Source organism: Alteribacillus bidgolensis, assembly GCF_002886255.1.
GTDB classification, from domain to species: Bacteria; Bacillota; Bacilli; order Bacillales; family Marinococcaceae; genus Alteribacillus; species Alteribacillus bidgolensis.
This window is the reverse complement of sequence record NZ_KZ614149.1, coordinates 1,758,935-1,778,636: the sequence shown is the minus strand read 5'-3', so window position 1 is coordinate 1,778,636 and position 19,702 is coordinate 1,758,935. Positions and strand designations below refer to the sequence as shown.

25 protein-coding genes and 2 pseudogenes are annotated in these 19,702 nt (G+C 38.7%); 22 read left to right on the top strand and 5 right to left on the bottom strand.

Annotated elements, in window-relative coordinates; genetic code table 11:
- Nucleotides 1-367 precede the first annotated feature (367 nt).
- Together CEF16_RS24370 and CEF16_RS09005 are read left to right on the top strand one after the other, a co-directional pair.
- A pseudogene (locus CEF16_RS24370) lies at nt 368-1,052 on the top strand (spore germination protein).
- An 89-nt stretch (nt 1,053-1,141) separates the two neighbouring features.
- Nucleotides 1,142-1,342, top strand: coding sequence for a YfhD family protein (locus tag CEF16_RS09005; RefSeq protein WP_091586729.1), 201 nt, complete (start codon nt 1,142-1,144; stop codon nt 1,340-1,342).
- A 134-nt stretch (nt 1,343-1,476) separates the two neighbouring features.
- Here CEF16_RS09005 and CEF16_RS09000 read toward each other — a convergent pair whose 3' ends face one another.
- Nucleotides 1,477-1,683 carry a hypothetical protein gene (locus CEF16_RS09000; protein ID WP_091586728.1) on the bottom strand — a complete coding sequence of 69 codons (207 nt, stop codon included), beginning with the start codon at nt 1,681-1,683 and terminating at the stop codon, nt 1,477-1,479.
- A 208-nt stretch (nt 1,684-1,891) separates the two neighbouring features.
- Between CEF16_RS09000 and CEF16_RS08995 the strand changes: the two genes are divergently transcribed.
- From CEF16_RS08995 to CEF16_RS24360, 9 genes are all read left to right on the top strand, one after another.
- Nucleotides 1,892-3,082 carry an MFS transporter gene (locus CEF16_RS08995; protein ID WP_245917809.1) on the top strand — a complete coding sequence of 397 codons (1,191 nt, stop codon included), beginning with the start codon at nt 1,892-1,894 and terminating at the stop codon, nt 3,080-3,082.
- A gap of 23 nt (nt 3,083-3,105) precedes the next feature.
- Nucleotides 3,106-3,600: a hypothetical protein gene (locus CEF16_RS08990; RefSeq protein ID WP_091586726.1), complete on the top strand. Its 495-nt coding sequence runs from the start codon at nt 3,106-3,108 to the stop codon at nt 3,598-3,600.
- 87 nt (nt 3,601-3,687) lie between these two features.
- Entirely contained in the window at nt 3,688-3,942 is a 255-nt protein-coding gene (locus tag CEF16_RS08985; protein ID WP_091586725.1) for a NifU N-terminal domain-containing protein, read from the top strand.
- Between the two features lie 56 nt (nt 3,943-3,998).
- The gene (locus tag CEF16_RS08980; RefSeq protein ID WP_091586724.1) at nt 3,999-4,424 is read left to right on the top strand and encodes a hypothetical protein; all 426 of its coding nucleotides are present in this window, start codon (nt 3,999-4,001) and stop codon (nt 4,422-4,424) included.
- 128 nt (nt 4,425-4,552) lie between these two features.
- Nucleotides 4,553-5,524 (top strand): nucleoside hydrolase, encoded by a 972-nt coding sequence (locus CEF16_RS08975; protein WP_170031755.1) that lies wholly within the window; start codon nt 4,553-4,555, stop codon nt 5,522-5,524.
- Between the two features lie 425 nt (nt 5,525-5,949).
- Nucleotides 5,950-6,426: a hypothetical protein gene (locus CEF16_RS08970; RefSeq protein WP_091586722.1), complete on the top strand. Its 477-nt coding sequence runs from the start codon at nt 5,950-5,952 to the stop codon at nt 6,424-6,426.
- A 92-nt stretch (nt 6,427-6,518) separates the two neighbouring features.
- Nucleotides 6,519-6,965, top strand: coding sequence for a YobA family protein (locus tag CEF16_RS08965; RefSeq protein WP_170031752.1), 447 nt, complete (start codon nt 6,519-6,521; stop codon nt 6,963-6,965).
- Between the two features lie 477 nt (nt 6,966-7,442).
- The gene (locus tag CEF16_RS24845) at nt 7,443-7,574 is read left to right on the top strand and encodes a hypothetical protein (protein WP_281259162.1); all 132 of its coding nucleotides are present in this window, start codon (nt 7,443-7,445) and stop codon (nt 7,572-7,574) included.
- A 143-nt stretch (nt 7,575-7,717) separates the two neighbouring features.
- Complete coding sequence (locus CEF16_RS24360) at nt 7,718-7,885, top strand: GNAT family N-acetyltransferase (protein ID WP_245917808.1); 168 nt, start codon at nt 7,718-7,720, stop codon at nt 7,883-7,885.
- On the opposite strand, the gene CEF16_RS23710 is transcribed toward CEF16_RS24360, so the two are convergent.
- Together CEF16_RS23710 and CEF16_RS08950 are read right to left on the bottom strand one after the other, a co-directional pair.
- Nucleotides 7,882-8,046: a hypothetical protein gene (locus tag CEF16_RS23710; RefSeq protein ID WP_170031749.1), complete on the bottom strand. Its 165-nt coding sequence runs from the start codon at nt 8,044-8,046 to the stop codon at nt 7,882-7,884. The two genes, CEF16_RS24360 and CEF16_RS23710, sit on opposite strands and share 4 nt — an antisense overlap.
- A 17-nt stretch (nt 8,047-8,063) precedes the next feature.
- Nucleotides 8,064-8,966, bottom strand: coding sequence for an SDR family oxidoreductase (locus CEF16_RS08950; RefSeq protein ID WP_091586851.1), 903 nt, complete (start codon nt 8,964-8,966; stop codon nt 8,064-8,066).
- A 272-nt stretch (nt 8,967-9,238) separates the two neighbouring features.
- Here CEF16_RS08950 and CEF16_RS23705 point away from each other — a divergent pair, with 272 nt between their 5' ends.
- From CEF16_RS23705 to CEF16_RS08930, 5 genes and pseudogenes are all read left to right on the top strand, one after another.
- Nucleotides 9,239-9,424, top strand: a complete 186-nt coding sequence (locus tag CEF16_RS23705) for a hypothetical protein (RefSeq protein ID WP_170031747.1) — start codon at nt 9,239-9,241, stop codon at nt 9,422-9,424.
- Nucleotides 9,366-9,746: a hypothetical protein gene (locus tag CEF16_RS08945; RefSeq protein WP_139185986.1), complete on the top strand. Its 381-nt coding sequence runs from the start codon at nt 9,366-9,368 to the stop codon at nt 9,744-9,746. The genes CEF16_RS23705 and CEF16_RS08945 overlap by 59 nt, the downstream gene beginning before the upstream one ends.
- 144 nt (nt 9,747-9,890) lie before the next feature.
- The gene (locus tag CEF16_RS25280; protein WP_091586850.1) at nt 9,891-10,121 is read left to right on the top strand and encodes a DUF4181 domain-containing protein; all 231 of its coding nucleotides are present in this window, start codon (nt 9,891-9,893) and stop codon (nt 10,119-10,121) included.
- A gap of 81 nt (nt 10,122-10,202) precedes the next feature.
- Nucleotides 10,203-10,781: a sugar O-acetyltransferase gene (locus CEF16_RS08935; RefSeq protein WP_091586718.1), complete on the top strand. Its 579-nt coding sequence runs from the start codon at nt 10,203-10,205 to the stop codon at nt 10,779-10,781.
- Nucleotides 10,782-10,813: 32 nt separating this feature from the next.
- Nucleotides 10,814-11,370, top strand: a pseudogene (locus tag CEF16_RS08930) (GNAT family N-acetyltransferase).
- 404 nt (nt 11,371-11,774) lie between these two features.
- On the opposite strand, the gene CEF16_RS08925 reads toward CEF16_RS08930, so the two are convergent.
- Nucleotides 11,775-11,990, bottom strand: a complete 216-nt coding sequence (locus CEF16_RS08925; protein WP_091586717.1) for a hypothetical protein — start codon at nt 11,988-11,990, stop codon at nt 11,775-11,777.
- 216 nt (nt 11,991-12,206) lie between these two features.
- Between CEF16_RS08925 and CEF16_RS08920 the strand changes: the two genes are divergently transcribed.
- Entirely contained in the window at nt 12,207-12,653 is a 447-nt protein-coding gene (locus CEF16_RS08920; RefSeq protein WP_170031744.1) for an Hsp20 family protein, read from the top strand.
- A 249-nt stretch (nt 12,654-12,902) separates the two neighbouring features.
- Here CEF16_RS08920 and CEF16_RS08915 read toward each other — a convergent pair whose 3' ends face one another.
- Nucleotides 12,903-14,711, bottom strand: coding sequence for a B12-binding domain-containing radical SAM protein (locus CEF16_RS08915; RefSeq protein WP_091586715.1), 1,809 nt, complete (start codon nt 14,709-14,711; stop codon nt 12,903-12,905).
- Between the two features lie 127 nt (nt 14,712-14,838).
- Between CEF16_RS08915 and CEF16_RS08910 the strand changes: the two genes are divergently transcribed.
- The 5 genes from CEF16_RS08910 to CEF16_RS08890 all read left to right on the top strand — a co-directional run bounded on the left by CEF16_RS08910 (nt 14,839) and on the right by CEF16_RS08890 (nt 19,689).
- A complete protein-coding gene (locus tag CEF16_RS08910; RefSeq protein WP_091586714.1) occupies nt 14,839-15,408 on the top strand; it encodes a hypothetical protein in 570 nt (189 codons plus the stop codon).
- A 265-nt stretch (nt 15,409-15,673) separates the two neighbouring features.
- Nucleotides 15,674-16,723: an ABC transporter substrate-binding protein gene (locus CEF16_RS08905; RefSeq protein WP_091586713.1), complete on the top strand. Its 1,050-nt coding sequence runs from the start codon at nt 15,674-15,676 to the stop codon at nt 16,721-16,723.
- Nucleotides 16,724-16,913: 190 nt separating this feature from the next.
- A complete protein-coding gene (locus CEF16_RS08900) occupies nt 16,914-17,924 on the top strand; it encodes an ABC transporter permease (RefSeq protein ID WP_091586712.1) in 1,011 nt (336 codons plus the stop codon).
- A complete protein-coding gene (locus tag CEF16_RS08895; RefSeq protein WP_091586711.1) occupies nt 17,911-18,705 on the top strand; it encodes an ABC transporter ATP-binding protein in 795 nt (264 codons plus the stop codon). Before CEF16_RS08900 ends, CEF16_RS08895 begins: the two co-directional genes overlap by 14 nt.
- A 75-nt stretch (nt 18,706-18,780) precedes the next feature.
- Nucleotides 18,781-19,689, top strand: a complete 909-nt coding sequence (locus CEF16_RS08890; RefSeq protein ID WP_091586710.1) for a fumarylacetoacetate hydrolase family protein — start codon at nt 18,781-18,783, stop codon at nt 19,687-19,689.
- Nucleotides 19,690-19,702: the final 13 nt, after the last annotated feature.

Genomic DNA, 19,702 nt, shown 5'->3' with positions numbered 1-19,702 from the left:
CTAAATGTTCATCTCTTGAAAAAGACAATGACCCTTAAATAATGATTTAACAAGGGTCATACCCCCAATATCCCACCGATTATATTTTCACACATCAATTAACATAATTTAATGTTTTTCGGAAAAACTACCTTGGAAAGAAAGAATTGTAAATTTTCATTACTAAAAATAAAGGACAGAGGGTTCTTAACTTTATTATACAAAATGGAGCGTAATAACTCGAGCAATCGTTGGGGGGGAATCACTGTTGGTCCATAAAAGAAGATTTAATCGAAGAAGATTACCCCAAAACATTAGTAAGAGAGATAGAAAACAAAAGAATAAAAGACCGACCCGCCTTTCATCTGATCTTACCCATAATATAACAGTGATAAAAGAGGACTTTGGAAACAGCAGTGATGTAATGATACGTTCTTTTAAAATGTTGGAACATCACAGTGTTCGTGCGACTGTTGTATATCTTGATGGATTAGTTGATGAACGTATGGTTGATGAATTTATAGATAAATGCTTACAAGCAGAATTATTAGAGGAAATAAATGAAGAAGAGCTGTATGAGTACATAAAAGAACGAGCACGATCCATCAGTAAAGCAAAGACGATATCATCCATGGATAATGTGTATGAGGCTTTGTTATCTGGTGATAGTGTCATTTTTGTGGATGGAATTTCACATGCTGTTCAGGGAAGTACCAATGGCGGAGACAGAGCCGGAAATATATTAGAGGGTCGTGTGGGCATTTTTGTTGATGGCACACCATTTAATTTGGTCGTTCCCGTAACGATTGCTCAATTTTTACAAGCATCAGAGGATTATACACAGCCGTACCATTTTACGACTCTTATTCGAATGTTGCGCTATTTTAGCTTTTTTATATCATTATTAAGTCCTTCTATATATAGCGGCTGTCACGTTTCACCAAAACGTCATCCCAACACAATTGGCGATTAGCTTAGCAGCCCAGCGAGAAGGTATTCCTTTTCCGGTTATCGTAGAAGCGTTAATAATAATGTATTGGAAAACGGTTATCCTGAATAAAATATGGAAATAAAGAGTTGAAACGGAAATAAGCGCTTGATAAGAGACGAATAATAATATGACATGGAGGAACATTAATAAAAAAGAAAGGGAGTGTTTAGGATGACAAGAGGACAAACAAGAAATAATAAACATAAAAATAAAGCAAGACTGTCGCAGACGCCGAAAAAAGATATTGTCGCTAATGACGGATTAGATGTGGAATATTCCGAAGAGCTTGCTGATACGGATGACTTAGAAGCACAAGAACGTGCCAGAGAGGCAGATAAGCGAGCACACAATCGTCCCTTAGATGAAATATAAAAAAATCCAATGGGTCAGGTCCTGTATGGGTCTGACCCTTTTTACTGTTGTTTCTTTTTAGAGTAGGCAAATGCTGCTGACTTTTGTTTATATAAATAGAAAAGAGGGCCGTGGGAATTGTTTGATCAGAATGCTTAAGAAGATTGCTGCATAGCGGAAGGAGATGGTTTTTTAGGATTCGAATAAGTTTGTACCATCCGCTGTAGATCTTTGTGTGCTTCTCTTACTTTTATCGTTTGGTCAAGGATTTCTTGAAACCCTTCCAGGTCCTTGTCTGACGCATTTAATACCGACTTAGGGATGCCTTCTGCGATTTGTTTCAATGTGAGATCACGGTTCACCAACAACGACCACCTTTCTTAAGTTTATAATTATCTACTTAATACATTTGTGGCAAACAGGGCATTTTCCTGCAAAAAACAGCCATGAAATTATCTACAAATATCACCAGAAAGGTATAAAATCTGATAGATGAAGCAAAAAATTCGAAATATTTAGGCGATCAGTTATAATGAAATAAGACATTTTATGGTAAAGGTGGCCAGTACGTTGAATTCGTTGTTATGGAGGTTAGCTATTGCACAATTTCTAGCGATGCAAGTATGGTTTAATTTTTCTGCGGTAATGCCCATTGTAGAAGGAGAGTGGGGGTTATCCCCAACTCAGTCCGGAATCATTGTTTCTTTTTTTCATATAGGCTATGTGGCGGCGGTATTTTTCTATAGTTTTTTAAGTGATAAATACAATCCAAAGTATTCGTTTATGTACGGTGCGTTGTTAGCTGGAATGTCAGGCATTTTATTTGTTTTTTTGGCTGACGGTTTTATTTCTGCTCTTCTGCTGCGCTTATTGTCCGGAATTGGGATAGCAGGGATTTATGTGCCGGGTATGAAAATCGTTGCGCAAATGGCTCCTCCAGAAAAAAGAGGAGCAGCGATGGGTGTTTATGTAGGTTCGTTGGTGATCGGCTCCGGTTTTTCACTCCTTGTCTCGGGAATGCTTATTAACTTAACTGGCTGGCAGGGGGTTATTTTGATTACGTCTTGTTCTGCTCTGGCGGCATCGGCAATGCTTTTCTTTTCTAATATTCCAAATAACTTACATATAGAAGGCAAGCGTTTAAATATGGCATTGTTGAAACGAGTGCTGACGAAGAAAAATCTACTCGTTAACGTCAGTTACACTGGGCATTGCTGGGAGCTTTACGCAATGTGGGCCTGGATCGGGCCGTTTCTCGTCTATTATTTTGCAAATAATGATGTAGAAAATGCCGTGAGTTATGGGAATCTTACAGGATCACTCGTTATTATGGCAGGCGGATTTGCTACGTTTCTTGGCGGTAAGATGTCTGACTGGTTCGGACGGCTTAACGTTATCCAATTATTTATTTTTGTCAGTATTGTTTGTTCCTTAACTGTTGGCTGGTTCATTGAAATTCCAATCTGGATACTGCTTCCGGTTGTCTTTATTTATGGATTTACGATTATTGCTGATTCTCCGATATATAACACCGCATTAACCGAAATTGCTGATCCTGATATTATCGGCACTGCACTTGGAATTCAATCGGTCATGGGGTTTAGTGCTACGATCTTTTCTCCGGTATTGTTTGGTCTTTTGCTGGACATTTATAATTGGGGAATTGCTTTTACCACGATCGGACTGCTTACGTTTATCACACCTTTTTGTATATGGCTGTTAAGGCGCCAGTTAACGACAAAAGATATTAATGTAAATTAATCTGTGAAAAAGGTGGGAGGCGTTTGAAAATCAGGATCGTGTTCTTTATTGCCTTTTTGATGATTATGGTATTGCTCGGGTGGTTTTATCGTCACAATATTGCTCCAGAAACCCATTATTTAGAAGTCCAATTTACTAAAATCACGGCTTACTTCATCACCATTTTGTTTGCTGTTATCCTTTTTATTTCTAAAAAGCAAAAGGTGCTCTTATATACATTTTCTGTTATGATTTTTATCATTACAGCCGCAGGAATTGGTATGTGGGTTGTCCGTCCTTATGTTACTATAAATCATGAAGTGCCAAAAAGGATGGAAATATTAGATGCTCATTTAGAAGTAACCTACCCTGACAGGGGTTGGGATATCCAAAAGAGTGAATCTACTTTTGACAGCCATTATCTGTTTTATGTTACGTTTGAAGAGGAACCCAATTATTCTTATGCTTATCATATGTCCGATGATGTCATAAACGGCAAAGACGAAATACAGAGTACTGGCGGACGTCATAACAAATAAGATTTTTAAAATTTGGCTTAAAGTGTTATATTTTATAAATAGACTCATTTTAAAGTGTGATAAATCGAAAGGGGACTAACGAAACCTATGGAAGTACAAGCTCAATCGACACCGAACCCAAATGCGGTGAAATTTACAGCAGACCAAGTGATTTTTGATGGCAGCACCTCTCTTAAAAAAGGCGATGAAACCGATCATCCTATTGCAAAAGCGCTGCTGCAAATTGAAGGCGTGGACAACATCTTTGGCTACAACGATTTTGTAACAGTTAATAAAACAATGGATGCAGAGTGGGATGATTTAATGCCTAAAATCCAACAAGCATTCGACGATAAGGAATAAAGAAAATAAAACACTCTTTAGAAAATGCTCACCTTCTGTTTAAAAGGGAGCATTTTTTGCTGGCTGCTTATCTTCCACACAAAATAGAATGCTCCATTTTGCTGTCTCCAGCAGGTCTTTCGCTCGGTTCTAAATGGAAAATGATAAAAGAAATATTGATTCCGTTAATGTTATTCTGTCTTACCTCATCAGAAAAATATTTAATTGCCTTGGCCGATACCATGTCGCTGAACAGCATGAGTTCACTAGATAAAAAGATTATCGGTGAAGTGTTCAAAAGTGTTTCATTAGAACAAGATATGCCTAAATTAACACAAGCAAAAGAGCTTCTGCATTATAATGCACCGACTATGGTTATAGCTGGTATACAAGACGTTTTCTTTCCTGAAAAACACGTGGTGAATACCGCAAAAAAATTATTCCTAATCTCGTTACCTGTCGATCCTTTGAAATGGGTCATTTTCCTTCAGAACAGATACTAACGCAAATAAACGCGGAGATAAAACAATTTTTAGAACAACACTATTAAACTTTCTCGCATAAAGGAGTCTCTCTTGGCATAGTTACATCATAATAGACATTACAAATAAAGGAAAAAGGGCGGAATGCTTTGAAAAATGTTCTTTTATTTGCAGACCCCGGTGTAGACGATGCTTTTGCGATTATCTATAGTGTGCTCCATCCAGATATTAATGTAGTCGGTATTGTAGCAGGTTATGGCAATGTTGAAGTAGAAATTGCGACGAGAAACATTGCAACGATATTGAATTTGTTAGAAGTGGATATACCGATATATGGAGGAGCTAACCAGCCAGTTTCGGATGTGTATGTGGAGTTTTATCCAGAAATACATGGCGTAGAAGGGTTAGGTGATTTTGAACCCGAAGGATTAGGATACCAGTTAACTAATTTTACAGATGTCTATGATGTTTTTAATAAATATGAAGATGTATCGGTAGTGGAAATTGGCCGGAATACAGGGTTAATGATTGGCTATATGCTCGGAAAACAGAAGATGGAGCAGGCAAAGAATTATTTTATAATGGGAGGCGCTTTTTTAACACCAGGCAATATTACACCGGCTGCTGAGGCTAATTTTTATGGAGATCCTGTTGCAGCTAAATTTGTCTTTGAGAATATAAAAACCCATGTTTTTCCTTTAAATGTAACCAACAGCGCCTACGTTACCCCGGAAATGATAGATTATATTATTATGTATTCGCCTCTAGAAAAACTTAAGCAGCCGCTGCAATTAATGTACAATTTTTACTACGATGCCTATCAAGAGCTCATTCCAGGATTGAATGGAGCCTTGTTTCATGACTTACTGCCGTTTATGTATATAACTAATCCGGAGATGTTTTCTTTTGTGGAACGAGAAATATATATCGAAACCAGTTCTGGGCCGGGACGGGGAGCAAGCATCGCTGATTTTCGTCCAAGATATGAGGCAGATCAAGCAATGTTGGATGGGGAAGAAGAAATAAAACATAAGATCGCATTACAGATGGATTATAACGAATTTTTCCGATTATTTTTGGAAACGTTTATTCGAAATCTTCCACCTGAAGCAGGTGAATAAATAGGGAGTGGCAGTGATGGAAGGAAGCTGGGGATAGGTCGGACCTGAAATCGCTCTTGCCCTTCGCCTGACCCGGAACCGGAAAACCTATCTATGAATGATTTTTTCAACCTATGCCGTTTATACGCAGAGTTGTTTATACATTTAATTTTTAGGAATAGCCTACTCTAAGTTCCTGCCTAAATGTGAGGCCTTTACAGCGCTTGTACACGCCGGCTGATTCGTTTGGCTTCCCCTTATTTTCTAACAGCTTTAAAGTATGCTGACCTCATCACTATCACAGCAGCGGGCTGAATATTTTAGCTATCTAGTAGAATCATATTTGTTCATGTTAGCACAAATTTCCAGTACTATTTCTTTAGAAAATGATTGCAATGATAACTTACACTTGAATGATATATAAACAAAACAAAAAGGAGATTTATATGTTTGGCAAAAAATATTCACCTGTCTTTATCTGTCTGGCATTCATTCTTTTAGCTGCTGTTGTAATATTTCCATTAAAAGAAACAACCGGAAAAGACAATTATTATTTAACGTTAATGGGAGACAGCTCGACATGGGAAATACACAATTATCAGCTCAAAATCATGCCAGAGCGTTTGATTGCTGGTGATGGAGAACTACATATGAAAGATACTGATGAGTTTCAATCAGAATTTTTTTCGTTTGATGTTTATGCTGTCATAAATAATGAAGATAGAAAAATTCAAGGGAAGTCTGTTTCTGGCCATGTAAATATGGCAGACATGACTACTGGAAGAGTGGAAGGCGGAACGTATTTTAATAATAAAGGCCAACCTATCACGCTAGAGGATGTCAACGAAATATACGCTGTAGTGGAATGGTATGATCCATCAAAAGAAAAACAGGTGAGTGAAAAAATAGTTTTATATGGATAAGAAACGTTTTTCTTTAGAGATGGTTTAATGGGGAGGAAACGGTATGAAGAGAAATCTACTATTTTTTATTTTTTTTTCTCACAGGAATGGTAATGACTGCTTGCAATGAAAAAACAGGTTCCGCACCGGGAATGACGGGGTATGTGGTCGACAAAAGAGGAAGTGAGGTTCTTGTGGTGGCGTCAGAACCGAAGGATTACAGTGAAACCGGCGGGCAAGAGGAATTTTTCAGCGCGATTTGGTTTTCCAATGCGGCAGATAACGCAGACATAGGGCATAAAGTAGAAGTGTGGTATGAAGTAGTGGCTGAGTCATATCCCGGTCAATCGAAGGCGGATCATATGGAAGTTCTTCCAAGTGAAAAGCCAGAAGGTGCACACCTCACAGAACAAGAAGCGGTAAAGCAAGCGCTTGATGAAAAAAATATACAAGGAATTCTGGCTATAACCGACATAGACTATCAACCGGATCGTAATCAATGGAGGATAGAAATAACGACACACGAAAAGACGCATACGATAACAGTTGCTGATTCGTAAAAAAAAGAGACTAAAGATGCGGTTATTTGGAGGCATTACATGAAAGTGATCGAAAAAGTATTAACGGCATTTATAAGTGCTTTTATCTGTCAGTAACGCTGGCATGTATATCTTTACTTCTCAGCAGAGTAATGTTCTCACCTTTTCTCTTACAAACTTGATGATTTTATATTTTGTATACTCTGTGCCTGTGTTTTTTATTGGAGGCATCCCTGTTTCACATTTAGCTGATAAACTAGTCATGAATAAGAAGAAAATAAACAGTTATGCTGTATCACTTCTTATATATGGAAGCAGCGGGCTCATTGTAAATTATTTTTGGTATGTTTCTTTTTTAAACAGCGGTTGGACGAGAGAAACTTGTTTTCTATTGATTCTTGGTATCTTTGCATCGTTACTGTTTTTTCATATTCTATTGTTGATAAAAAAGCTGTCGATAAGATGGAAGCAAAATTGTGGAGAAAAGAGTGGTAGCTAATGACAATTCAAAAAGTAACATGGAAGGAACTTGATTCTCTAACCGAACTATTTGATTTATACCGCATTTTTTTCAACAGCCGTCGGACAGAGAAGGGCAAGGGAGTATTTGAAACAGAGATTAATAAATAAAGAATCAGTCGTTTTCATAGCTCTTGATAAAAACGACCCCGTTGGCTTTGTGCAGCTCTATCCATCTTTTTCGTCTGTAAGTATGAAGCGGACGTAGGTATTAAACGATTTATTTGTAAAAGAAAAGGTGCGAAAAAAGGAATATGGAAAAATTGTTAAAAAAAGCGGTGGAGTATGCTGAGAAGACAGATGCAAAAACGATTTCGCTCGAAACAGGAAAGGAAAATATGACAGCTCAAAGACTTTACGAAAAAATAGGATTTAAAAGAAATACTAACTATTATTATGATTATTTTTTTCTTAGGTTCTAAATAACAGGGTAATAAGGTTCAGAAGATGGGTGCGCAAAATAAGGCGGTCTCGGGCCAATCTTGGGTAATACAAAATCATAAGAAAGATACGTTACTTCTACTGTTTCATCGGATTCGTTTACAAGCAGCAGCCTTACTTCTGGGCTGAATGTATAAAGCAATAGATTCACCTCTTTTTCTATTCAATTGATTCCCCGCCGTTGACATGAAGCACTTGACCGGTCATAAAACGAGAATCATCAGAAGCAAGGTACACATAAGCTGGCGCGAGTTCAAATGGCTGTCCTTGCCGGTCCATTGGATTATCAACTTGAGTAACTTCATCAGCTGAAAAACTTGCCGGAATTAGCGGCGTCCATACTCGCCCAGGAGCCACCGCGTTTACACGGATCCCTTGGTTTATAACGTTGTTAGCTAAGGCACGGGTAAAGCCAACGTTTGCTGCTTTTGTTGCCGTATAATCAATCAGCTGTTCGTTTCCGGCATATGCCACAACAGAGGATGTATTAATGATAGAGCTTCCCGCTTTCATATGGGGAAGCGCTGCCCGGGTCGTGTAGAAATGAGAGTAGACATTTACTTTAAATGTTTCATCAAACTGTTCATCGGTAATATCAAGCAGGCTTAATTGCTGAAATTGAATGCCGACATGGTTGCACAGCACATTAATACTGCCTAATTTCTCTATGGTCTTCTCCACTATTTCCACACATTGGCTTTTTTCTCGAATATCTCCAGGCAAAAGGATACAACGTTGCCCTAATTCTTCGATGCGCTCTTTTGTCCGGTTGGCATCTTCATGTTCATCTAGATACGAGATGGCGACGTCTGCACCTTCCTTAGCAAAAGCAATCGCAGCCGCTGCCCCTATTCCGCTGTCCCCTCCCGTAATAAGAGCAGCTTTACCCTGGAGCTTTTCGCTTCCCTTGTAATGGGGATTTTCAATAATAGGTTTTGGCACCATCCATTTTTCGAATCCAGGCTGACGGAATTGCCGCTGTTCGGGTACTGTTACCGGAACTTCCCGGTAACGCGTTATTTTTCCATAGTTCGGATACATCGGGTATGATTCGTCTTTCATATTAGCTTGAAACATTTGCTGCATGTTTTGGATTTGCTGCCAGGTATATTGTTGACTCATAGCTTCCTCCTGTAATGACAATTTCTCCCTATCACATGTTATGATGATACGAAAATAATTATGTGAAGCTTGTTTCCTTTGATTTCGTCGTAATGTTAGAATATAGAAAATTTTTTGTCTGCTTATATGAGATCAAAAGAAGAAGCAGAGACAGAAATATCATCATGGCTGAAAAATATTTTTTATAACTTTTATAAAGAAGGGGTGATCAGGTGAAAACCGCTATTTTCATGTTAATAACTACAGCTGTTTTTCTTTCAAGTGGATGCAGCGGCGAATCTGTAGAATCGGATAAGGAAGTTCCCGTTTATAATAGTGCAGAAGAAGCTGCGAAAGGGTTTGTGGAAGAAGAGAACATATGGAAAAAATACAGCGTGGATCACCAAAAAAGCGAATGAACACATATTATTTGCTGAAGACAGAGAAAATGTATTTTTCGTAGGAGCTGTAACAAAAGAAGATGGTTATCGGTATCATATTTTATCAGCACGCTCTTCCTACCGTGGTCCAGACGGGGAAGCGGTGGAGGGCGGAGGATCTTTTGAATGGACAGAGGAACATTTCGTTGAGGAACCTTATACGCTTCATGTAAATATGGAAGAAGACTATAAATTACCGGATAGTGAGTATACATTTGATCTCCTTAACAATAAAGACGAGAGTGTGATTGCATCGGTTGAATTTCTTAAAGGACTTCTACAGGATGAAGAGAAAGGATGAGTAAGAGTTGACGATAATTATGTTTTTGATACTTGTAGTCATTTATTTTTCTATCGACATGTATTTACGGAAAAAACTTCACACAAAGTCCGGAAAAAGATTTTTCCATAATAATTGGGAAGGTCGTAATCGCTTTTTTTTTTAATAACGGAAATAGTACTCATTATTGTTTTCGGGATTAGTATTTTTGCTGCCATAAATACCATTCCTGCCTATATTATTTTATTTATCTACTTCTTTGCACTCAACATTATCAGGGGCATAGAAGAATGGCTATTTAATCGTCAACAAAAAGAATATTATCATACGTGGCTGGCCGCATCTTTTTTTCTCGTTGCGTTAATTTTATTGTTAAGTGAAAAAATGATTCATTAACAAGAATATTTGTTTGGCAGCAAACCGGTTGTTCTGATCGTTTTAGAATATAGGTCTCTAAAGAAAGGAAGGAAAAATAGAATGGGGAAATCAGAAAAGGAAAAAATGCTGTATGGTGAATGGTATCGTGCTGATGACCCGGAACTACATAGAGAACGCTTGCATGCTCGTAAGCTTACAAGACTATTCAATGAAACAACAGAAACCGAAGAAAGCAGACGAACAGAACTATTAAACGAACTGTTGGGTGATGCAGGAGAAAACGTCTATATAGAACCACCTTTTCGCTGTGATTATGGATATAACATATCCGTTGGAGACAACTTCTTTGCCAATTTTGATTGTGTTTTTTTGGATGTTTGCAAAATTTACATAGGAAATAATTGTTTGATGGGACCAGGTGTTCATGTGTACACAGCGACACATCCTTTGAGTCCGCACGATAGAAAAACAGGTGCAGAATTTGGAAAACCCGTTCATATCGGCCATAACGTGTGGATTGGAGGAAGAGCCATCATAAATCCTGGTGTTACGATAGGGGATAATGCGGTCATCGCTTCCGGGTCTGTCGTAACAAAAGATGTACCCGATAACACTGTGGTGGGCGGGAATCCTGCATGTTTATTAAAACATATGGAGGATTTCAGTGAAAAAGAGTGATGAGTTATATGAAAAATGGAGGCATTCATTCATTGAATACTGAATTACAATCAGAAAGATTAATATTACGCCAAATGAAAATAAGTGATGCACCAACATTGTATAATTACTGGTCTGACCCACATGTTACTGAGTTTATGAATATCAAGACTTTTCAAGATGTTGAACAAGCAAAAGAAATGATTCGTTTTCTTAATGAGTTGGCTTCAAAAAATCGTGCTATTCGTTATTCAATACTCTTAAAAAAGACAAATCAAATTATTGGTACGTGCGGTTATAATTATTTTGACTTTGAAAACGCTAGAGCTGAAATTGCCTATGATTTAGGCAGACGTTTTTGGGAAAAGGTTATGCCTCAGAAGCTGTTTTTGCCTTATTACATGATGGATTTAATGATCTTAATTTAAATAGGATAGAAGCAAAAGTGCAGCCGGAAAATATTCATTCTTTAAACGTTTTAGATAAACTCGATTTTGAATTTGAGGGTACGTTGAGACAATACGAAAAAGTAGAAGACGGCTATATTGATCTCCATATGTATTCAAAGTTGAAAAACGAATGGAATAGTAAAAATAGGGGTGCTTCTTGAAATAATAGAAGCGATTTTTTACCTGTATAGATTAGAATATTGGGGCTTTATATTAATGTAACGGGGAAGAAAACGGTATGGCAGGGCAAAGTTTTGGTGTGGATTTTACATTTTTTATTAGTAAAAAACAAAAAAAATGACTTCCAAATAAGCCTTCTAATGCATTTTTGTACCAATTTTTAAAGACAAAGTTAATATGTCTTTTGGTCCTGTTAACTTATTACAAATCGCCGCTGTTGATGAATAAGGAGAAGAGATAGACTGCAAACTGTTTAGGCAACGAAGGAATGAGAAGCGGTTTGGATTTTGACTTATCTGAAGCAGAAAGAAATAGAAAATCATTTTTGTAAATGGACATCATCTCATGTGTATACATGGCACGGTCTCTTCAGCCGCCTCTTGCTTTATTGGCCGGTTTGGTTGGTCCAATCGGAAAACAAGCCGCTGCCGTTACAGCCGGGACATTCTACCGAAGGAGTCGTATTATAATATTCAACTGGATAATAAAGGTCAAAACCTCTGCCGCGGCAGTCCGGACATATTCCTTTTGCTTCCATATCCGCTAAATACTTTTCCTGTCTCGCTTTGTTCCATTCTTTAATTGAAGAAAACAGTCCCATGTTATTCACCTCCACTTAGGCGTTTGTATACGCTTTCAAAATCATTGTGTGAAAAATATTTACTTTCTATACTCCATTTTATTCATGAATTGGAAAATGGTTATGGCAGAAGCGGGTATGCGGCAATCACTAATTTCAATAGTTGGGCTGATGTTTATAAACTTTTGCCGAAGTTTCATATGATAGTTGATGAGAAAAGCAAAGGGGGCATGTTGTATGACTAATCGGCCTGGAAGACGGCATTCAGAACTTTTTAGAGAAGTATTTGATACATTCCATGATTTTTTTCAAGAAGATTTCTTATCTTCGATTAAAGGAGTAGGAGACAGGTTTAATATAGACGTTCGGGACGAAGGCAGCTGCTTTGTAGTAGAAGCGATGCTGCCAGGTTTTCAAAGTGACGGAATCCATATTGAGTATGGGAATGAGTATGTGGCAATCAAAGCCGTTCATAATCAAACAGATAAAGTCGAAGGTAATAAATTTTTTCGTCAAACATCACAATACGAAGAATTTCATAAGAAGATTTATCTTGGGTCAATAAAAGGGGACGAAATCACAGCATCTTTTTCTAATGATGTGCTCATATTGCGTGTTCCAAAAAATGATAACTCTCTGTCTCGCAGACGTTTTTTAAATATAAATGAAAATCAGCAGAATTGAGCAGGAAAAAATAGGAGGGGCTCGGCTAAGGCGGGAGCCTCTTTGTACTTTAGAAAAGTTTAACTTTGCTAAAGGATCAAAGTAAAAGAAAGACTACAGGTGTAGTGGGTTTTTGCTCCATTAAAAAGCATAAAAAGAAAGGAGCTGCCTTCATTCAGACATCTCCTTTACAGGTTTATTTTTGTACCTGACATACTATTTAACTGCAGCTGGGCGGTTTTCTTGCACTTTAGGAAAGTTTAACTTTTGCTAATGGATCAAAGTATAAGAAAAACTACGGTTTCCGCCATTTGGACTTGGCGGCAAGCCAAGTTTTTCTAAAATGATTTCAAATGGAATAAACCTAGCCGTTTGTTTTTGATTTTTCACGTCATAATGAACAAGCAGTATTTCTTCCTTATTTACGATTCTGCCTGTTTCAAGATAAGCATGCAGGGAAAACGGAAGCAGTTCGGTCACTGTGTGTTTATGCCAATCCTGTTTCTTCAAAGAAACGGGTAAATGAGGGAGTTCGGGCTGTTCGGCAAACAAATTCATTAATACAGTTTGCTCTTCTTTTGTAAGCTCTGGTGTTCCCCATGATTTCCGCGGCTTATGCTTTTGGTGCAAGAAATAATCATAGGTCATTAATCCTTTGATCACCGAGAGATTTTTCACACCGTGATGCTTTAAAAATTCCTCAAGGCGGAGGAAAAGGTCTTCAAGCTGGTGTCCGATGCGGCCCCACCCTTTTTGATGCCAGTAATCGCCGAATTCCTGGAAGAAGTCAAAGGCACTCGGAAAGCTTTGATTGACAAGGAATTCAATCGTGTGATCCATGCGGTGGTCGTTCCAATACTTTTCTAAAATGTCTTCTACTCGTTTAATTCTGGCAATGTCTGCAAAACTCAAGACGTCATTGCTTAGCATTTCATATGGAGCGTTGTTCATATAGACATAGCCGTGGTCTTCAGAACGAATGCGTAATCCCGTGCCTCTGAGCATTTTTAGAAACCCGAGCTGCAGTTCTTCTGGTCCCATTGCAAACACATCATTAAACGTTTGTTTAAAACGGTCATAATCTTCTTCCGGCAGTCCAGCGATAAGGTCAAGGTGCTGTTCAATTTTTCCGCCTTCTTTTACCATCGTTACGGTTCGTTCTAATTTTTTAAGATTTTGATGGCGTTTTACTAATTTATTTGTTGCATCATTGGTCGATTGAACGCCAATTTCAAACCGGAAAATCCCCGGAGGTGCGTTTTCATTTAAAAAGGTAAGCAGTTCAGGCGGCATAATATCTGCTGTGATTTCAAATTGAAACTGACAGCCTTGATGGTTGTCTATTAAAAATTGAAAGATCTCTTTTGCATACTCGCGCTGAATGTTAAACGTACGATCCACAAACTTCACCATTTTTGCACCGTTTTCTATTAAATAAAGCAGGTCTTTTTTAACTTCTTCTATATCAAAATAACGAACCCCATTTTCAATAGAAGAAAGACAAAATTGACAGCTGAACGGACAGCCGCGGCTCGTTTCAAAATAAGTAATCCGTTTGGATAATGCCTTTTTGTCTTCATCAAAACGGTACGGACTTGGCAGATCTTCAAGTGGAACTTTTGGACGAGGCGGATTCATTCTGACTCTGCCGTTTTTACGGTAAGCTGTTCCGAACACCATATGATACTTTTGTTCCCCGGTAAGTTCCTCAAGAAGATGTTTAAACGTTTCTTCCCCCTCTCCCATCACGATAAAATCTACTTCAGGCAGTCGTTTCATCCAGTAGTCCGTGTCATACGAGACTTCTGGTCCACCCAATACGATGGTTATAGCGGGATCTATTTTCTTTAGCATAGACACGACTTGGATTGTTTCTTCAATATTCCAAATGTAGCAGGAAAAACCAATAACATCCGGCTTTTTCTCAAACAGGTCTGTTACAATGTTCATGGCTGGATCTTTAATGGTATACTCTGCAATCTCTACAGTATAATCGGGTTTTGCAAAAGCTTTTAAATAACGAAGAGCCAAGCAGGTATGAATATATTTAGCATTTAATGTACTTACAACGACATTCAAACAAAATCGCTCCTTTTACTGCTGTTTCATCGCATAAAACACTAGGAATATGATATCATATGTTCGGCTTTCATTTCTCCCTAAGTAGTAGTAATGAAAATTTATGGCTGTTCAAAGGATGGTAGAAATGATTTTGACACTTGAACCTTGGTTGTTTCATCTATTATTATCACTCATTATTTTAATGGTAACATTTCTTTTAGGTCTTGCTCTTCATTCTTTTATGAAAAAAAAGGAAAATTCCAGGAAGAATGTGGAAAGGCTGGCTTCCATCATACTTGCAGTCATGATGGCGTCTTTATATTTGTTTGTAACGGAAGTCTATACAGACAGAGCATCGCAAGGAGAACGGGTGTTATCTGTAGAAGGTACCGAACGAATAGAAACAGAACAGGCTGTGATTATTCCATTTGGTGACTATGTGGTGCTAGAACGGCTTTATGATTTTGGATATACGGTGGAAGATGAAATCAAAGGGGAGTCCTACCGAATGACATTTGTTATTGAGGATGGAGCTTCCTTAGTCGATGAATATAACGGCTATATTATAGGAAACAACATTTTTTCAAATCGTGCTAGATTTGCTTTTCCTGAAATATATGAAAAGGAATGGAAACCATCTATTCAAGAAAATGTAGAAACGGACAATACAATTGATTTTCCAGGAGTGGCTGTGGACATAGAATTGCTTTCTTAAGAAAGTTGTTGGGCATCTGTTTAATGGACAGATGTCCTTATTTTACTTTCGGAAAGTTTAACTTTGCTAAAAGATCAAAGTGTAAGTAAAACTAAGGTTTGCTGCTAAAGAATTCGGCGGCAAGCCGGGTTTTTCTAAAGCATGTTTTACCGATTTTCTCAATCGTTTTACTATTAAAAAATTATTGTTTACAAGTTTTATAGAATCCTATAAGATAAATATAAATATTTGAAAATTCCTACATATAAATAGGGGGAGAAAGAGAATGAAAAAAAAGTGGCTGTATTTCCTTTTAACTGGGGCTTTATCTTTCACCGTTTTAGCAGCGTGCGGAGAAGGAGAAGAGGATACTGCTGGTGAAGACGATTCAGGTGCAGGCGGCGAAGAGGAAGAAGAAACAGAAGCGGAGACAGAAGACAGCGTCGTTGTTGGTGCCACCCAGTTTGTGGAACATCCTTCTTTAGATGAAGCTTATGAAGGTTTTAAAGAAGGATTGGCAGATCAAGGCTACACAGAAGGAGAAAACATAGAATTTGATTATCAAAACGCACAGAATGATCAGAGCAATACAGCGACCATTGCTAATAACTTTGTGTCAGAGGATGTAGATTTAATTTTTGCCAATTCTACGCCAAGTGCACAAGCAGCATTCCAGGCAAGCTCTGAAACGCCAATTATTTTTACTTCGGTAACAGATGCTGTAGATGCGGGTTTAATTGAAGATGTAGACTCTCCAGGTGAATTAATAACAGGGGTCATGGATTTACATCCGGAAGCGATTGAGATGACGGTAGATTTTATTTCAGAATACTTTCCTGAATCAAACGTAGGGTTGATTTATAATTCAGGCGAACAAAATTCTGTTTCTCAAATTGAAGCAGTTGAAGCGGCTATGGAAGGGACCGAACTAGAGTCAACTACAAGAAGTGTTTCATCTTCTGCCGAAGTACAGCAGGCAGCTGAGTCACTGGTTGGTGATGTAGATGTGATGTACATTGTTACAGATAACACGGTTGTATCTGCACTGGAGACGGTAGTGGATGTGGCTGAAACGCAAGATGTTCCATTGGTCGTAGGAGAACCCGATTCTCTCGAGCGCGGCGGGTTTGCCACGTTTGGTATTGACTATCATACGATTGGCTACCGTGCCGGTGAAATGGCAGCAGATGTATTAAGCGGGGAGAAGACACCGGCTGATATTCCTGCTGAATATCCTGAAGATATGGAGTTATTTATAAATAAAGAAGCAGCAGAGGCCCAAGGGGTAGAGATCCATGAAGACTGGGAAGAAGAAGCTCAATTTATAAACGAATAAAGCATCAGGCTTGGCCAGCCTCTTGAAGGGGCAACAGGCCAGGCTTTTTGTTTATACTGTTAGAAAAGAATAAAATGATAGCGTCTTTTAAGTCTAGCGTAAGCACCCGGCCGCACACATGAGGGTTTCTCTATAATGGCGAGCAAGGAGCTTATGCTTTTCTTTGGATAGAGAATGGGGGAAGGAAAATATGTTTGTTTCCATGTTTGGAGCAGTGGAATCTGGTATTATATATGCTCTTATGGCGCTTGGCGTCTATTTGTCCTTCCGAGTCCTGGATTTTCCGGACTTGACCGTAGACGGAAGCTTTGTTACAGGGGCAGCAGTGGCTGCTGTAATGATCATAAATGGACAGTCTCCGCTTATCGCTACGATCGTCGCGGTGATTGCCGGGTTTTTAGCAGGATGTGTAACCGGACTTTTGCATACGAAAGGAAAAATTAACCCGTTATTGTCGGGAATTTTGATGATGATCGCGTTGTATTCGATAAATTTGCGTATCATGGGGAAATCCAATATTCCATTATTAAATGAAACGACTCTTTTTACGTCGATTACCTCATTTTGGGAGAATTTAAACTTGAGTGCCCCATTTAACAATATAATTGCCGCCCTTGGAGTTTCAGGAACACCAAAAACATGGGGAATAATATTTTTCTCTTTAATTATTACATTCATCATCAAATTTCTTACCGATTATTTTTTAAAGACAGAAGTTGGTCTTGCATTACGGGCTACTGGGGATAACAAAAAAATGATCCGCAGTTTTTCAGCTAACACAGATATTCTCATCATAGCAGGGCTGGGTCTTTCCAATGCATTTGTTGCTCTTTCTGGTGCCTTAATTGCTCAGCATGGCGGATTTGCAGACGCTGGTATGGGGATCGGGATGATTATTATAGGTCTTGCTTCTGTCATTATTGGCGAAGCCCTTTTTGGAACGAAATCTATTGCACGCACGACGCTTGCTGTTATTGGCGGAGCTATTATTTATCGTATAGTCGTGTCGATGGCTTTGCGGGTAGACTTTTTGGAAACCGGGGATATGAAATTAATTACAGCAGTTATTGTGGTAGCGGCATTAATTACACCAAAAATACTTGAAGCACAGCGTGAAAAACGCAGAAGACTGCGCAAAAGGCGAGAAATCACCGAGATGGCTGACACGGAGAAAGGGGAGAAAGGTAATGCTGCAACTTAATCAAGCCTCGTTAACTTTTAATGAAGGGACGATGGATGAAAAAAAGGCGTTGCAACATGTTAATCTAGATTTAAACCAAGGTGACTTTCTAACGGTGATCGGAAGTAACGGTGCCGGAAAGTCAACGCTAATGAACATCATTTCCGGTTCACTCCTGCCTGACACAGGCGATGTGCTCATAGACAATAATCAGGTGACTCATCTTCAAGAATATCAGCGTTCTCAATTAATTGGCAGAGTGTTTCAAGATCCAATGGCAGGAACAGCCCCTTCGATGACGATTGAAGAGAACTTGGCAATGGCTTGGTCGCGCAATAAAAAACGCAGCTTGAAACCAGGAGTCAGTAAAAAAAGAAAATCCCTTTTCAAGGAACATCTGGAGACATTAAATCTAGGGTTAGAAGATCGGCTGACAGCCAAAGTAGGACTTCTATCAGGCGGGGAACGCCAAGCTTTATCATTATTAATGGCGACATTCACAGAACCAAAGATTCTGCTTTTGGATGAGCACACGGCAGCGCTTGACCCGTCACGAGCGGAGCTTATAACCAACATCACAGCAGAAGTCGTAAAAAAATTCAAACTGACTACATTAATGGTCACCCATAACATGCAGCAAGCTCTTGATCTAGGTAATCGATTAATTATGATGGATAAAGGACAGATTATTTTAGATGTAGATGGCAATGACAAACAATCGTTAACGATCGAAAAATTATTAAATGAATTTCAGAAAATCCGCGGCGAAAAAATGGCTAGTGATAGGGCGGTGCTGGGTTAAAGATTTTATTTAACGCAAAAGATAGAACCTTTCCTCAGTTATTTCAGTTATTAAGGTAAAGAAAGGGGCAGTCATATGAAACTAGTTACCATCGAAATAAATAAGGAGGAAAAAGCAGCAGCACTAGTGAACGAAGAATATGTCATTGACCTACAGGAAGCTGGAAAAGCATACAATGTGGATTATCGTTTTCCTCGCACAATGTTAGAAGCGATTGATGACGGAGAAAATTTTTTGGCAGAGGCCGAGAAAATAGCTGCTTCAGCGCATAACCATTTAGATGCTTCCTATGTTTATCCGCTTTCTTCTATGGAAATAACGTTGAAAGCACCTATTCCAGTTCCGAGAAAAAATATTATTTGTGCAGGGAAAAACTATGCAGACCACGCCATGGAAATGGGGAGTGCTGCAGATATTCCTGATCACCCGATCATTTTTACGAAGTCACCGACAACCGTAATAGGCCCAGAAGAACCTATTGATCCTCATACTGATGTGACGGATGCGTTAGATTATGAAGGAGAAATTGCTGTCATTATTGGAAAAACAGGCAAAGGCATCAAAGCAGAAGAAGCAGAAGATTATATATTTGGCTGCACACTGTTAAATGATGTGACAGCAAGAGATTTACAAACCCGGCATAAGCAGTTTTTTCTAGGGAAAAGTCTTGACACATTTTGTCCAATGGGACCGGCGATTGTGCCCGTCAAACATTGGAAAGGGAAAACAATGTCGTTAAAGACGCTCGTAAATGATGAAATTCGACAAGAAACAACTACCGATAAGATGATTTTTTCTATCTCTCAGTTAATTGAAGTTATTTCCCGGGGAATGACCTTAGAACCAGGAGACATTATAGCCACAGGAACGCCTGCAGGTGTAGGAAAAGGGTTTAATCCCCCGAAGTATCTGAATGACGGTGATGAAGTAGTGGTACAATCAGTTGGAATTGGACAGTTAAAAAATACAGTGAATAAAAAATAGAGCATGCCTCTTT